This is a genomic window from Pseudomonas sp. S36 (assembly GCF_016647875.1).
Lineage (GTDB): Bacteria > Pseudomonadota > Gammaproteobacteria > Pseudomonadales > Pseudomonadaceae > Aquipseudomonas > Aquipseudomonas parafulva.
In genome coordinates, this window is sequence record NZ_JACVVG010000001.1 from 1 (window position 1) to 13,919 (window position 13,919).

10 protein-coding genes are annotated in these 13,919 nt (G+C 66.3%); 3 read left to right on the plus strand and 7 right to left on the minus strand.

Annotated features, from left to right (window positions below):
• Positions 1 to 99: 99 nt before the first annotated feature.
• The 7 genes from IAE36_RS00005 to IAE36_RS00035 are packed head-to-tail and all read right to left on the minus strand — an operon-like array spanning position 100 to position 8,400.
• Positions 100 to 1,884 (minus strand): dipeptide ABC transporter ATP-binding protein, encoded by a 1,785-nt coding sequence (locus tag IAE36_RS00005; protein ID WP_201209499.1) that lies wholly within the window; start codon positions 1,882 to 1,884, stop codon positions 100 to 102.
• On the minus strand, positions 1,881 to 2,708 hold the full coding sequence (locus tag IAE36_RS00010) for an ABC transporter permease (protein WP_201209500.1): 828 nt from the start codon (positions 2,706 to 2,708) through the stop codon (positions 1,881 to 1,883). The genes IAE36_RS00005 and IAE36_RS00010 overlap by 4 nt, the downstream gene beginning before the upstream one ends.
• The gene (locus IAE36_RS00015; protein WP_201209501.1) at positions 2,701 to 3,777 is read right to left on the minus strand and encodes an ABC transporter permease; all 1,077 of its coding nucleotides are present in this window, start codon (positions 3,775 to 3,777) and stop codon (positions 2,701 to 2,703) included. Before IAE36_RS00015 ends, IAE36_RS00010 begins: the two co-directional genes overlap by 8 nt.
• A complete protein-coding gene (locus IAE36_RS00020) occupies positions 3,770 to 5,344 on the minus strand; it encodes an ABC transporter substrate-binding protein (RefSeq protein WP_201209502.1) in 1,575 nt (524 codons plus the stop codon). Before IAE36_RS00020 ends, IAE36_RS00015 begins: the two co-directional genes overlap by 8 nt.
• 10 nt (positions 5,345 to 5,354) lie before the next feature.
• Positions 5,355 to 6,542, minus strand: coding sequence for an LLM class flavin-dependent oxidoreductase (locus IAE36_RS00025; RefSeq protein ID WP_201209503.1), 1,188 nt, complete (start codon positions 6,540 to 6,542; stop codon positions 5,355 to 5,357).
• A gap of 46 nt (positions 6,543 to 6,588) precedes the next feature.
• The gene (locus IAE36_RS00030; RefSeq protein ID WP_201209504.1) at positions 6,589 to 7,320 is read right to left on the minus strand and encodes a class II aldolase/adducin family protein; all 732 of its coding nucleotides are present in this window, start codon (positions 7,318 to 7,320) and stop codon (positions 6,589 to 6,591) included.
• An 18-nt stretch (positions 7,321 to 7,338) separates the two neighbouring features.
• Complete coding sequence (locus IAE36_RS00035) at positions 7,339 to 8,400, minus strand: ABC transporter substrate-binding protein (RefSeq protein WP_201209506.1); 1,062 nt, start codon at positions 8,398 to 8,400, stop codon at positions 7,339 to 7,341.
• Positions 8,401 to 8,777: 377 nt separating this feature from the next.
• Here IAE36_RS00035 and IAE36_RS00040 point away from each other — a divergent pair, with 377 nt between their 5' ends.
• The 3 genes from IAE36_RS00040 to IAE36_RS00050 all read left to right on the plus strand — a co-directional run bounded on the left by IAE36_RS00040 (position 8,778) and on the right by IAE36_RS00050 (position 13,711).
• Positions 8,778 to 10,010: an acyl-CoA dehydrogenase family protein gene (locus tag IAE36_RS00040; RefSeq protein ID WP_201209508.1), complete on the plus strand. Its 1,233-nt coding sequence runs from the start codon at positions 8,778 to 8,780 to the stop codon at positions 10,008 to 10,010.
• Positions 10,011 to 10,101: 91 nt separating this feature from the next.
• The gene (locus IAE36_RS00045) at positions 10,102 to 11,877 is read left to right on the plus strand and encodes an ABC transporter ATP-binding protein (RefSeq protein WP_236408459.1); all 1,776 of its coding nucleotides are present in this window, start codon (positions 10,102 to 10,104) and stop codon (positions 11,875 to 11,877) included.
• A complete protein-coding gene (locus IAE36_RS00050; RefSeq protein ID WP_201209509.1) occupies positions 11,870 to 13,711 on the plus strand; it encodes an ABC transporter ATP-binding protein in 1,842 nt (613 codons plus the stop codon). The genes IAE36_RS00045 and IAE36_RS00050 overlap by 8 nt, the downstream gene beginning before the upstream one ends.
• Positions 13,712 to 13,919 lie beyond the last annotated feature (208 nt).

The following is a 13,919-nucleotide window of genomic DNA, read 5'->3' on the forward strand; positions in this document are numbered from 1 at the left end:
GGGGGGGCCGGCTTCTGCGCGCCCCGCCCGCCCCCCCCCCCCCCCCGCCGCGCGGGCGGCGCTCGATCTCACAGACGCTGCATACCCCAAGGCAAGCACCTAGAGCGCAACACGCAACCTGGGCGAATGCTCCACCAGCGTCCGGGTATAAACATCAACCGGCCGCCCAAGCACCTGCTCGGCAGCCCCCTGCTCCACCACCCGCCCCTGGCGTAACACCAGCACTCGGTCGGCGATCGCCCGCACCACCCCCAGGTCATGGGTGACAAACAACAAAGTCAGCCCCTCACCCTGCAATCGCTGCAACAACGCCAGAATCGACGCCTGCACCGACACATCCAGCGCGGAAGTGATTTCGTCACACACCAGCAACTTCGGCTCGCAGATCAACGCCCGGGCAATCGCCACGCGCTGGCGCTCGCCACCGGACAAACTATGCGGGTACAAGTCGGCCACACGCGTCGGCAGCGACACCCGCTCCAGCACAGCCTCGACCCGCTGACGCGCTTCAGCACCGCGCACCCCGAAAAAGTGGGCCAACGGCGCGCTGAGGGTTTGCCCGATCGTCTGCCGTGGGTTCAAGGCCCGATAGGGGTTCTGGAACACGTACTGGATCTGGTGACGCAGCCGGGCATCGCGTTCACGCGCGGCAAACGCCAAAGCCTCACCCGCGTAGCTCATTTGACCCTGAACGTTTTCGCCCAGCCCGGCAATGGCCCTGGCCAGGCTGGTCTTGCCCGAAGCTGACTCGCCGACCAGCGCCAGGCACTCCCCTTGGCCTACCTGCAGGGAAACATCAAACAGCACCTGCCGGTCGTAAGCGACATCCAGCCCGCGGACCTCCAGCAACACCGCTTCGCCCGGCGCCGCAACAGCCTCGGCAGCCACCCCACCAAGGGGCAGCGGCTCTCGGTGCGGCACCAGGCAGGCCACCCGATGCCCGCCTTCATGGTTCAGCAAAGACGGCTCGATCACTGAACACTCTGCACGACGCCTGCCACAGCGAGGCGCAAACGCACAGCCGTCCGGGCGCAGCCCCGGTGCCGGGGCATGCCCGGCAATCGCCTGCAACGGCTGACGACGGGCAATGTCGGGAATGGCCGCGAGCAGAGCGCGGGTGTAAGGATGCAGCGGTGCGCGGAACAACGCCTCGCGCCCGGCCACTTCCACCAGCCGCCCGGCGTACATCACCATCACACGGTCCACCAGTTCACGCACCACCGCCAGGTCATGGGTGACGTACAGCGCCGCCACACCTTGGTCACGGCAAAGGCGCTTAAGGGTCTGCAGCACATGAGCCTGGGTGGTCGCGTCCAGTGCCGTGGTGGGCTCGTCGAGTACGATCAGTTTTGGCCGCAAGACGAACGCCAGCGCCAGCATCGCCCGCTGCTGCTGCCCGCCCGACAGTTGATGCGGGAACCGTCGCAGGAACGCGTCGTCATCAGGCAGCCCTACATCCAGCAGGGTCTGGCCGATGCGCTGGCGCACCGCTTCACGCGGCAGCGCCGGCTGGTGCGCCAACAGGGTCTCGCGCAGCAAGGCCCCCAGGCGCAAAGCAGGGTTCAACGCCGTGGCCGGGTCCTGGGCCACGTAGCCGACCAGCCCGCCACGGGCCAGGCGCAACGCCTCACCATCAAGATCGAGCAGCGACTGCCCGGCCACCGCCACGTGCCCACCAACAATACGCGCACCTTGCCGGGCATGGCGCAGCAACGCCGTGGCCAAGGTGGTCTTGCCCGAGCCGGACTCGCCCACCAGGCCACAAATTTCACCTGCTGCAACGCTGAACGACACCTTGGCCAGCACATCAACCTGGCCGGCCAGCTCCACCCGCAGGTCGCTGACCTGCAACACTTCACTTGCTACGTTCAACAGCGCGCTCATGGCTGCTTCTCCCCGATCCGTGCACTGGCCCGGCCAATCCCTTCGGCCAGAATGTTGGTGCCGTAAGCAAACACACCGATCAGCAATGCAGGTGCCAGTACCGCCCAGGGCTGCACCAGCAGGCCGGCCTGGTTTTCGTTGATCATCAGGCCCCAATCCGCCGCCGGCGGTGCCACCCCGTAGCCCAGAAAGCTCAGGCCGGACAGCATCCCCACCGCCCAGGTCAGCATGTTGCCGAAGTGCACCAGCAGGGGCGTGAGGATGTTCGGCAGGATTTCCTGAAACAGGATGCGCCAACGCGGATAGCCCATCATCTGCGCCGCCTCGACGTACTCCTGCCCGGCCACCGCCACGGCACTGCCGCGGGCCAGACGAATAACCCCCGGGGTAAAGGCAATGGCCACGGTCAGTACGATCAGCCAAGGGGCTCGGCCGAGCATGGACACGATCAGCAGCACTAGGATCAGGTCTGGAAACGCCAGCGATACGTCGGCCGCCCAGCTGATTGCCTGGTCCAGGCGCCTGCGCGAGAAACCGGCCAACAGGCCCAGGCTGCCGCCAGCCAGCAACGCGAGGCTGGCTGCTGCCACCGACATCCACAGCACCGACAGGCCACCGCTGAGCAACCGCGAGAGCAGGTCGTGGCCCAGAAAATCGTGCCCCAGCGGCGCCCCGGCAGCCGGAGGGCCGTACACCGGCCCGACCATCGCCGTGGGCGCATGGGGTGCCAGCCAGGGGCCGAAAGCGGCCAGCAGCGCCACCAGCAAGGTGATCACGGCGCCACGCCGCACCTGTGGGTCGGCCAGCCAACGGGATTCACTCATGGGTCGCCTCCTGGGCAGGGGTGCTGCGCGCACGTCGCCACCAAGGGCGAATGCCGCGCCGGATACGGCGGATCATCCGCACCCGGCGCGCGGTGCGCAGCTTGGGGGTGAGCAATACGGTCAGCAGGTCGGCCAGCAGGTTGATCAGCACCACCGCCAGGGTAATGACCAGCACCACGCCCTGGATCATCGGCAGGTCACGCATCTGGATCGCGGCGTTCAACGCCGTGCCGATACCCGGGTAGCTGAAGATCACCTCGGCCAGCAGCGCGCCGCCGACCAGTGTGCGCAGGGTCAGTGCCACGCCCTGGATCGCCGGGGTCAGGGCATTGGGCAACGTGTGCCGCCAGACGATGCGCCGCTCAGGGATACCCCGCAGACGCGCGGCGGTCACATACTCGGACTCCAGCGCCTCGATCATCGAGGCCCGCACCATGCGCGTGAGGTACGGCAGGGCCGTCAGGCTCAGGGCCAGCACCGGCAGCACCAGCGACGGCCACTGCTGCCACAGCGGTAACTGTGGGTCGAGGATCGACACCGCCGGCAGCCAGCCCATGCCCGGCATGGAAAACAACAGCACCAGGCCGATGGCCAGCAGAAAACCCGGCGTGGCCTTGAGCAGAATCAGCGCCGACAGGCCCCAGCGGTCCAGCCGGCTGTCACGCCGCAGGGCCAGGCTCACCCCCAGCAGCAGGGCCAACGGCACTACCAGTGCCAACACCCCGGCCAGCAGGGCCAGGGTGTGGCCCAGGCGGTCGAACAGCAGTTGCGCCACCGGTACCTGTGAGTCCAGCGAAATGCCCAGGTCCCCGTGCAATGCTGCGCCCAGCCAGCGCAGGTACTGCACCAGGATCGGCTGGTCGAGGCCCAATTGCCGTTGCAGGGTGAGGATGCTTTCCAGCGGCGCATCCGGGCCGAGGATCACCCGCGCCGGGTCCGAAGGCAGCGCCTGGGTGGCGATGAACACCACTAGGCTGATCACCCAGGCGGTCAGCAGCCCGTAACCGAGCCGGCCGATGAACCAGGCCAGCCAGGCCGGCGAGCGGGGCGTGTGTCGAGGATCAGGCATTGGGGTTCAACCAGAGTTCGTCAAAGCGCCAGGAGGCGAAGGTAGTCTGTTCCGGGGCAAGCCCGTCAACCTTGGCCGACGCAGCATCGAGCACGTCGGAAAAGCCCCAGATCAGCAACCCACCACGTTCGTGCTGGATGGTTTGGGCTTCATGGACCAAGGCCGTGCGCCGCGCCAGGTCGGGTTGGGCCAATGCCTGCTGGAACAGTTCGGTAAAGCGCGGGTCGTGGAAGTTGCTGCGGTTGTAGATGGCCTGCGGTGCATCGTTGTGCAGCGCCGAGGCAAGAAAGCCACGCGCCGGGGTCGAGCCCGGCGACAGCTGCCATTGCTCACGTTGCGGGCCGTTGAAGACCGAGCCGTCCACCTGATTGACCTTAACCTGCACCCCGGCCTTCAGGGCCTGCTGGGCAAACACCAGCGCAGCGTTGACGCCGGGACCCGGCGTGGTGGTCAGTTCGACGCGCAAATCGTCCTGCCCCGCCTGGCGCAGCAGCGAACGGGCCTGGTCCAGGTCGTACGGGCGCTGGGCGATGGCGTGGTTGTAGGTGGGGTCGTGGGGCGAATACAGGTCGTTGGCCAACCGGCCAAAGCCATTGAGCCCGCGTGCCACCAGTTCCTGGCGGTCGGCCAGCAAGCGGAACGCTTGGCGCACCCGTACGTCTTGGAACGGCGCCTTGGCCAGGTTCAGGTTGAAGCCGGTGAACGAGGTGCTGGGCGAGGCATACAAGCGCAGCCGTGGGTCGGCCTTGAGCAGCGCGCTGTGCTCGGCCTGCACACCACTGGCCACGTCGATCTGCCCGGCGCGCAACGCTGCGGCCCGCGATACCTGGTCCTTGAATTCGATGATTTCCAGCTCGTCCGCGTAGGGCCGGTTGGGCTTGTAGTAATTTTCAAAACGGGTGTAGAGCGAGCGCTGGCCAGGTATGAAGCTTTTCAGCCGGTACGGCCCCGCACCCACCGGGTTGGTCACCGGGTGGTAATCGGTGGGCACGATGCCGCCGAAGCTGATCAGCGTTTCATCCAGCGGGTAGAAGCTTTGCCCCTGCTTGAAGCGTATTTCGATAGTGCGCTCGTCCAGCTTGCGCAGGGCCTGCCGATCGATAGCGCCGACCAGCCCGGCGAAGGGCGAGGCCAACTGCGGGTCGGTCAGGCGCAGGATCGAAAACAGCATGTCGTCGGCGGTGATGCTTTTGCCGTGGTGGAATTGCAGCCCAGGCTTCAGGCGGATGGTCCAGGCGCTGGCGTCGGCATTCGGCTCGGCGAACTCGGCCAGTGCCAGGCGCGTGCTGACGTCGGCGTTCCATTCCCAGAATTTGGCGTACAGCGCCCAGCCACGGATGATGCCGCCGCCCACCGGCTTGTGCGCATCAAGGTTGCCGGCCTGGTCGCCATCGATAATGCCCACCCGCAAGCGCCCACCGCGCACCGGCGAACCCGGCAGCGTTGCACTTGCAGTTGCCGGCGCGCCGCTGTCGCAGCCGCTGAGCAGCCCGCTGCCCAGCAGCAGGCTGCCGCCAACGGCCAGGCTGTTGCCGAGAAACACCCGGCGCGAAAACAGCTCGCTCATCACCCTCTCCTTACGCCGGTTGCGCCACGCCAGGCTTGCTCACTGCGCCCAGGCGCGGCACCTCGAAGCCATGGTCCAGGTCCAGCAGCGGGAACAGCAGGTCTGCCACCCGGTGCGCCTCATCGATCAGCGGGAAGCCCGACAGGATGAATGCCGACGTGCCCTGGGCCTCGTATTCACGGATGCGCTCGGCGACCTGTTCGGCGCTGCCGACCAGGTAAGTGCCGGCAGCCGGGCCGAGGATGTTGAAACCGAACAGGCTGGGGCCCAGCCAGACGTTGGGGTAGATCTCCAGCTCGCGTGCCGTGGGTAGGTGCCCGGCGCGGAGGCTGTCGAGGTTGCGCTGGATGCGCGGGTCGTCGCTGACGTAGCTGTCGAAGGTTTGCCCGGGCGGCAACTGGCGTTCGATGGCCGCACGTGCGGTGGCCAGCGAAGTACGCTGCAACAGGCGTTCTGCATGGGCCCACGCTTCTTCCTCGGTCTCGCGCACGATCACTTGCAGTCGGGTGCCGTAGGTGAGTTCGCGGCCGATCTTCGCCGCCTCGGCCGCCACTCGGCGGAACTTGTCGCCGAGCTTTTGCGGGGTATCGGCGAAGCTCAGGTACACGTCTAGCAACTGCACAGAGTGGGCTACGCCTGGTGCCGAGGTGCCGGCGCCCCACAGCGGGATGCCGGGCTTTTGCTTCGGTGGGTGCCAGCCGCCAAGCGGGTGATGGGCAGCGGCGGGCGAACGGGGTGATAGCTTGACGTAGCGGCCGTCGTAACCCGCCGTTTCGCCCGCGTAGAAGCTTTGGAAGGCGCGCCAGTACTCCAGGCTGAAGTCATAGCGTTCGTCGTGTGGGTAGTGCACGCCCAGCGTGGCCAGGCCGGCGTCGTTGCCGTTGACCACGTTGAACAGCAGACGGCCGTTGGAAAACTGGTCGAAGGTGAGCGCCCATTTGGCCAATACCGCTGGCGACAGCTCGCCTGGGTGCTGGGCGACCAGGAAGCGCAAGCGCTTGGTGGCGTCGATCAACGCTGCCGACACGGCCAGGCTTTCATTCGGGCTGGAGCCGAGCAGCGATCCATAATAGCCCAGGCGGTCGGCGGCGATGGCCAGTTGCTTGAGGTGTTCGAAATCGGTGTGCCAGCGGCCGTCGGGCTCCCAAGGGTAAGGGCCGTCGGGGGTGGTCAAGTACCAGAGGATTTTTACTGCCATGAGTCAGGTCCTTGTGTTGGAAGGCAGAGGTGGCATTGCCCCGAAATCAGCTACGCCGATCGATGCCAGGCACCAGGCCCAATTCGGTAGCACGGTCATACAACCCGCTCATCTTCCACTGCTGGGTCAGCACCCCCGGCCCGTAAGGCCGCGACCCACCCAAAGCATCGGCCAGCAACTGGATCTGGGCGCCCTCCTCCAGCAACAGGATGAACTCTGCCGTGGCCCGCAGCCCCTGCTTGCCCCACACCGTGGAGCCGCCGTTGGCTTCCAGGATGGCCAAGTTGAAAGGGTTCTCGGCGATCTTGTCGAGGATGAAGTCCACCTCCGCCTGGCGCCGGTCGATGTACACCGGTAGCTCGCGAGCCAGCTGGTAACGCTGCACCGGCACGTAGTGGAACGGCAAGGTCCGGTGGGTTTGCGCCCAAGCGCCCAGGTACGGGCTGTGCACATGGGACACAGTGGTGACGTCGGGGTGGGTCTGGAACAGCTTGGTGTAACGGCCCAAACCGCCTTTACCCTTGCCGACAATGACGTTGCCGGTAAAGTCGGTGACGGTGGCCTGCAGCGGTTTGCGGTGGTTCCACGGCCCGCCGTAGTTCACCGACACCAGCAACTCTTCACCCGGCACACGCTCGATGAAGCCGACCGTGCCATTGGCAGTGATGGTGTGGGTTTCGCGAAAGACGTTGAAGGCCGCTTCGGCTTCGGCCACTACTTGGTCGATGAAAGCTTGCAGTTCGGCAGTGACGGGGCGTTCGTTGATCAGTACGGTCATGTTCAATCTCCAGTCAGGTCAGGCGCGGCGTTGAGCCGACAGTTCATGGGCAGCTTGAAGAGGCCGCGGGTCGACCCAGTCGGCGATGTCGAAATCGGCTTCGAGGAAGCCGTGCAGGTACAGAAAATCTTTCTGGGTGCCGAGGAAGGCCAGGCGCTGTGCGGATAGGTCTGGCGCCAGCGTGGTGTGGAAGTCACCGCGGTAGGCTTCGGCTACGCCCTGGCTGCCCGCGCGGGTTTCTTCTTCGAGGATGCTGTTGAGCGCAGCGCGGTTGCCGGCTGCCCACTCGGCGGCACGCAAGGTCTGGGCAAGAAAGCGCACCACCAGATCAAAATGGTTGTCGAGCAGGCGTTGATGCACGGTGATCGGTCGCGGGGTGCCGTTGTTGATGCGGTGGCGCGGGTCGGCCAGCAGGTCGAGGTCGACGCCGACCACCAGGCCCAGCCGACGTGCGGCATCCGCGGCGGCCGCGCCTTTCACGTACACCGCATCGACTTCACCGCGCGCCAGGTATTCCAGCCCCGACCATAGCCGCTGCAAGCCCAGTTCCGGGGTGGCGGCAGTGGCCTGGTCGAGCAGTGCCACTTCCACCAGTTGCACGTCATCCAGGTGCAGGCCTGCCGAGGCCAGGGCGCCTTTGTAACCGTGAAGGCTCATGGCCCGGGCAATGCTGCCCGGCCGGCTGTCGCCCCAGGCCGGCAGCGCCAGGCGTTTACCGCGCAGGTCGGCGGCGCTGCGGATGCCGGAATCCGGGCGGACCAGGATGGTTTGCCATTCTTCGATCCAGGTCAGGCCGATCAGCCGGCTGGGCGAGCCGGCGGCACGTGCCGCCAGCGCAGGCACGTTGCCCCCTTCGCGAAACAGCCCGGGCAGCTGGTGATCGTAGTGGTGATGGCCAAGCTGGCGGGCCTCTTGCAGGGTCGAGACGGTCAAGCCATCGGCAGCGAACTCCTGCTCCAGCCAGCCGAGCTTGTAGGCCAGGCCTGAGGCGGTGGGCACCGGGCAGCGGGTGAACCAGATGCGTTCCAGGGCGCAGGGGTCGTCTGCCAGGTGTTTTGCTGTGGGGGTAGCGAGGGACATGGGGTGGCTCCTTGGGCGTCGTGCAAGCACCTTTGCAGTGTGCGTGCCAACCGCTGAAGGCCTTGATTTACCTGAGATTGCTTGTTTTGCCAGGTGGTTGGGTGCTTGGCTTGGAGCAGGATTGCGGGTGGAGTGCTGCCAGATCAGCAACATGACTGCTGCTGAGGCAGCAAAATGCGGTGAAAGCCACGCAGGATGCGGTATGAGTAGGGGTGGCAAAGATATTGCTCAGGAGGTTGGGACCGCGGTGTGGCTATTCGCGGGTGAACCCGCTCCCACAGGGACCGCGCAGAACTCTTGCACTGCGGTTCCTGTGGGAGCGGGTTTACCCGCGAAACAGGCGCACTGGCCTCTTCAGACAATTCGAGACCCCCACCATGAGTGCCATAGAACCTTCCCCTGCCCGCCGCCTCACCAGCGAAAACGAAGCCATCGAAATCGCCCGCCAGGTCGCCGTGCAAATCGCCCAACTGGCCGCCGACCCGCGCAACAATGGCCAGCTCCCCCTCCGCCAGGCCGAGTTGTTGTCCAGCAGCGGCCTGACCGCCATCGCCGTACCGGCCGAGTTCGGCGGCCTCGGTGCCTCGGTGCAGACCGTGGTCGAAACCGTGCGCCTGATCTCCACCGCCGACGGCGGCGTCGGCCAGTTGCTGCAGATTCACAACGTGATGCTGCGCGGCATTTTCACCGGTTACCCCGAAGAAGTACGCGACCGGCTGGTTGCCGACGTGTTGGCCGGCAAGCGCTTCGGCAACGCCCTGGCCGAAGTCGGCGGCAAGAACAAGTTCGCCCTCAAGACCCGCGTCGAGCGCCGCGCCGATGGCCAGTGGGTGCTCAACGGCAGCAAGTTCTACTCCACCGGCTCCTACCTGGCCGAGTGGATCTCGTTGACCGCTGCCAGCGAAGACGGCGGCGTCGGTGTGCTGCTTCACCGCGACACCCCCGGGCTGACCCTGGTGGACGATTGGCAGGCGTTCGGCCAGCAGAACTCGGTAAGCGGTACCGTGAACTTCGACAACATCGTGTTGGACGAGCGCTACCTCACGCGGCGCAGCGGGCCGATGAAGCGCACGGGCCTGACATTCCCGCAGATTCTCCACGCTGCCATTGATACCGGCATCGCCGCTGGCGCATTGCAGGCGGCTGTCGAGTACCTGCGCGAGCATGCCCGGGCCTGGGTGGAAAGCGGCGTCGAACGCGCCAGTGACGAGCCGCATGTCATTCGCCAGATCGGTGAGTACGCCGTGGCGCTGCGCGGCGCCGAATCGGTACTGCGCGAGGCGGCGCGGGTGTTCGACGACCACGAGCGCGACCCCGAGAACAAGGCGTTGCAGGATGAGCTGATCCTGTCCGTGGCGACCGCCCGTGCGCATTCCGATGCGGCATCGTTGAAAATTTCCAGCGACCTGTTCTCGCTGCTGGGGGCCAGCGCTTCGCTGAGCAAGTGGAACCTCGACCGCTTCTGGCGCAATGCACGGGTACACACCACCCACGACCCGATCCGCTGGCGGCTGCACAACGTGGGCAACTACTACCTGAACGGGGCCGACCCAGGTGAGTACACGGCAGTGCTCAATGCCAAGGAAACCCAGGGCGCTACATGCCGTTGAATCCATTTGGGGCCGGGGGGCGCGTAGTGCCCCGTTCGCGGCACAAGGCCGCTCCTACAAGGGCGGCGTCGCATTCTGATCGAGCATCTACATGAACCACCCGCTTCTTCGGGCATTGGCCATCTACCGCGAAATGCCTTGGCGCTTTGCTCTGGTCGCTGCCTTGTACATTGCCGGCAACCTCGGCCTGGCCTTGCAGCAATGGCTGATCGGCCATGCGGTCGATGATGTCAGCGCCGGCCGCGCCGTGCTGCGCCTGGCCGACGGCAGCCTGGACGCCAGCTTGGCCTGGCACTGGTTGTGGCTGCTGCTGGCCACCGCCCTGTGCCGCGGCCTGCTGCAGTATGCCGCCGCCGTGCTGTCGCTGGTGCTCAGCCAGGCCCTGCTGACGCGCCTGCGTGAACGCATCCTGAGCCAGGTACAACGCCTGCACCTGGGCTATCACTGGCAACATGGCATGGGCGAACTGGTCACCCGCACCACCCGCGATGCCGACAAAGTACGCGACGCGCTGATCACCTTCTGGCGGCAGATCATCGAAACCCCGCTGGTGGTAATCGTTGCGGTAGGCCTGCTGGGTTGGTACGACCCGCTGCTGGGGCTGGTGCCCCTGCTGCTGACCGGCGCCGGGCTATGGCTGTTCGTGGTGCAGACCGATCGCCTGGTCACCCTGGACCGCGCCGTGGGCGCCGCCTATGACCAGGTCAGCCAGGACCTGGCCGAAGGCATCGGTGGCGTGCGCGTGATCAAGGCATTTGGTCTGGAACAGCAGCGCATTGCCCGCTTCGCCCGGCAGGTCGAGGTGTTCACCGGCCATGCCCGCGCCGCCCTTGCCTACGCCAGTTCGCGCATTCCACTGCCGCAGGCGGTGGTGGCGCTGGGGCATGTGTGGATCCTGGTGTACGGCGCCCACCGCGTGGCGGCCGGCGCGCTGGGCATCGGCGAGCTGGTCACTTCGCTGCTGGTGGCCACCACGCTGGTGTTCCGCATCGAAGGCATTGGCCGGGTGATGCAGACGTTCGCCGATGCCCGCGCCAGTGCCGAACGCATCTGGCAGCTACTGGACGAACGCCCGGCCATCGTCGGCGGCCATGCCACCCTGCCCGCAGGGCCGTTGGGGCTGAAGCTTGACCAGGTGCAAGTCAGTGCAGCAGAGGCTGGCCGGCCCATCCTACAGGACTGTTCGCTGACCCTGTTGCCCGGTGAGGTGGTGGCGCTGGTCGGCGCAACCGGCACGGGTAAAAGCCTGCTGGCCAGCCTGCTGCCACGTTTGGCCGATGTGCAGCACGGCAGCGTGCAGGTCGGTAACGATACGATGGGTTGGCGCGATGTGCGTGACCTCGACCTGGCCGACCTGCGCCGCCGCGTGCAAGTGCTGCCGCAGGAAAGCTTTCTGTTCTCCGACAGCCTGGCCGCCAACCTGCGCCTGGCCGTACCGCAGGCCAGTGACGCCCAGTTGCGTGAAGGCATGCGCCTGGCCGCTGCTGAGGACGTGCTGGAACGCCTGCCCCACGGCCTCGACACGCCGCTAGGCGACCGCGGCGTGACCCTGTCCGGCGGCCAGCGCCAGCGCCTGTGCTTGGCCCGGGCGCTGCTCGGCGCACCCGACATCCTGTGCCTGGACGATGCCACCAGCGCCCTGGATGCCCTTGGGGAACGCCAGGTGCTGCACAACATCCGCGGCCTGCACAGCGCCAGCGGCCAAGCCCCAACCTTGCTGCTGATCACCAGTCGCCTCTCTACCCTGCTGCTCGCCGACCGCGTGCTGATGCTGGACAACGGCCGCATCACTGCCAACGGCAGCCATGCCGAGTTGTGCGAAAACAACACCCATTACCGCGACTTGCTGGGGATCGACCATGACTGATGTGCAGCACTCCCCCGCCAGCGATATCGACATTGAACAACGCCTGGCCCGCCAGGCGCTGGACAGGGGCATGTTCCACCGTTTGGCGCCGCTGTTGCGGCCCATTCGCGGGCAGATCCTTGCCGTGATCGGTATCGAGCTGCTGCTGGTATTTACTGTGTTTCTGCGCCCGTGGTTCGTGCGGGAACTGCTGGACAAGGGCCTGGTGCCCAGCGCCGACCACTGGCTGCTCGACGAGCGTCTGGTACTGTGGTTGGGCCTGGGGCTGGCCGCGAGCTGGCTGGGGCGCTTTCTGCTGGCCGGGGTGTCGCAGTTCATATCCGGGCGCGCAGCGATCGGCGTGCTTAACGCCCTGCGGGTGAACGTGTTCGCCCATGTACAGGCGTTGTCAGTAAGCTACTTCGACCAGACCCGTGCCGGGCGTATCATTTCCCGTGCCGACCGTGATGTGGATGCGCTGGAGCCCCTGCTGGTACAAGGCCCGCCTGAGTTGCTTGGCGCCTTGCTCCGCTGCGGCCTGGCGGCGGTGATGCTGTGGCGCATCGACCCCAGCTTTTTCTACAGCCTGGTTGCCACGGTACCGTTGCTGGCCGTGGCCACCTGGCGCTTCAAGCGGATATCGCAGCGCAACTGGGCCAGGGTGGCCGAACAGCGCAGCCGCTTCACTGCCCACTTGGTAGAAAGTGTGAGCGGTGTGCGGCTGATCCAGCAATGCGGGCAGGAGCAGACCAACCGGGCACGCTACCGGCGCCTGCTGGAAGACTTCAACCAAGCACTGATCCGCGGCAGCCTGCGCGCCGGCTGGTTCGCCCCGTTTACCGCATTGCTCAGCACCGCCGGCATGGCCGTGCTGTTGCTGGTCGGCGCTCACGGTTTGGCCGAGGGCAAGGTTAGCGTGGGCCAGGTAGCCGAGAGCCTGTTCTACGTGTTCTTGTTCCTCGGGCCGCTGCAAGAGCTGTCGGACCTGTTCGAGCGCTACGCCACCGGCAGCGCTTCAGCCCAACGCATTTTCCTGCTGCTCGACACCCGCCCAGAAGTGCCTGACCCGCCAGCGCCTCACCCGCTGACCAGGGCGCGTGGTCAGGTGGACTTCGATGCGGTTGGTTTTGCCTATGCGCCGAACAGCTCGCGCCCGGTGATCGACGGGCTCGACCTGCATATCCGCGCCGGTGAAGTGCTAGCTATCGTCGGCCCCTCCGGGCATGGCAAGAGCACCCTGGTGCAGTTACTGACGCGCTTCTACGAAGTGCAGCAAGGCGCCGTGAAGCTGGACGGGATCGACCTGCGTGCGCTGGCCCAGCACGACCTGCGGCGCAACGTGGGTGTGGTGCTGCAGGATAACGTACTGTTCAGCGGCAGCATCCTCGACAACCTGCGCCTGGCCGCTCCAGCTGCCGACGATGCACAACTTGTAGCCGCAGCCCGTGAGCTGGGTGCAGACGAGGTGCTGGAGCGCCTGCCGCAGCGCTACCACACCGAAGTCGGCCCGCTGGGTGCACACCTGAGCCATGGCCAGCGTCAGCTGGTGTGCCTGGTGCGGGCCTACCTGGCCGACCCGGCGGTACTGGTGCTCGACGAAGCGACCTCGGCAGTGGACGTGCATACCGAGCGGCGCATCCAGCGTGCGCTGCGCAGGCTGTGCCAGGGGCGGACCGCGATCATCATCGCCCACCGCCTGGCGACCATCCGCGATGCCGACCGCATTGCCGTGGTGAAGCATGGGCGGGTGGTGGAGCAAGGGGCGCATGCCGAACTGATTGGGAGGAGTGGTGCTTATGCAGCGCTGTACGAAGCGTATCTGCGCAGTGCCGGGGAGGTTATGGCCGAAGTGTAGGACGTGAAGGTTGCTGCGCCTGGGCGATCGAGCGCCGCCACATCACCCAAGCCCTACACCTGGCGGCCCTCATGCTGCTACCCCAGCAACCATTGCTGCCGCACTGCTGCCACAGCAGCACCCCTAGCCCCGTCCACGCCTCAAACCCCCGCCCCACAGGCCATGCAACGCGCATGGCACAGCCGTTGCACCACCTCCCACACTCGCA

Excerpts from the sequence above, each read along its gene's own strand:
- IAE36_RS00015 (WP_201209501.1), bottom strand. The coding sequence starts at position 3,777 with ATGCCTGATCCTCGACACACGCCCCGCTCGCCGGCCTGGCTGGCCTGG.
- IAE36_RS00050 (WP_201209509.1), top strand. The coding sequence starts at position 11,870 with ATGACTGATGTGCAGCACTCCCCCGCCAGCGATATCGACATTGAACAA.
- IAE36_RS00010 (WP_201209500.1), bottom strand. The coding sequence starts at position 2,708 with ATGAGTGAATCCCGTTGGCTGGCCGACCCACAGGTGCGGCGTGGCGCC.
- IAE36_RS00040 (WP_201209508.1), top strand. The coding sequence starts at position 8,778 with ATGAGTGCCATAGAACCTTCCCCTGCCCGCCGCCTCACCAGCGAAAAC.
- IAE36_RS00030 (WP_201209504.1), bottom strand. The coding sequence starts at position 7,320 with ATGACCGTACTGATCAACGAACGCCCCGTCACTGCCGAACTGCAAGCT.
- IAE36_RS00045 (WP_236408459.1), top strand. The coding sequence starts at position 10,102 with ATGAACCACCCGCTTCTTCGGGCATTGGCCATCTACCGCGAAATGCCT.
- IAE36_RS00035 (WP_201209506.1), bottom strand. The coding sequence starts at position 8,400 with ATGTCCCTCGCTACCCCCACAGCAAAACACCTGGCAGACGACCCCTGC.
- IAE36_RS00020 (WP_201209502.1), bottom strand. The coding sequence starts at position 5,344 with ATGAGCGAGCTGTTTTCGCGCCGGGTGTTTCTCGGCAACAGCCTGGCC.
- IAE36_RS00005 (WP_201209499.1), bottom strand. The coding sequence starts at position 1,884 with ATGAGCGCGCTGTTGAACGTAGCAAGTGAAGTGTTGCAGGTCAGCGAC.
- IAE36_RS00025 (WP_201209503.1), bottom strand. The coding sequence starts at position 6,542 with ATGGCAGTAAAAATCCTCTGGTACTTGACCACCCCCGACGGCCCTTAC.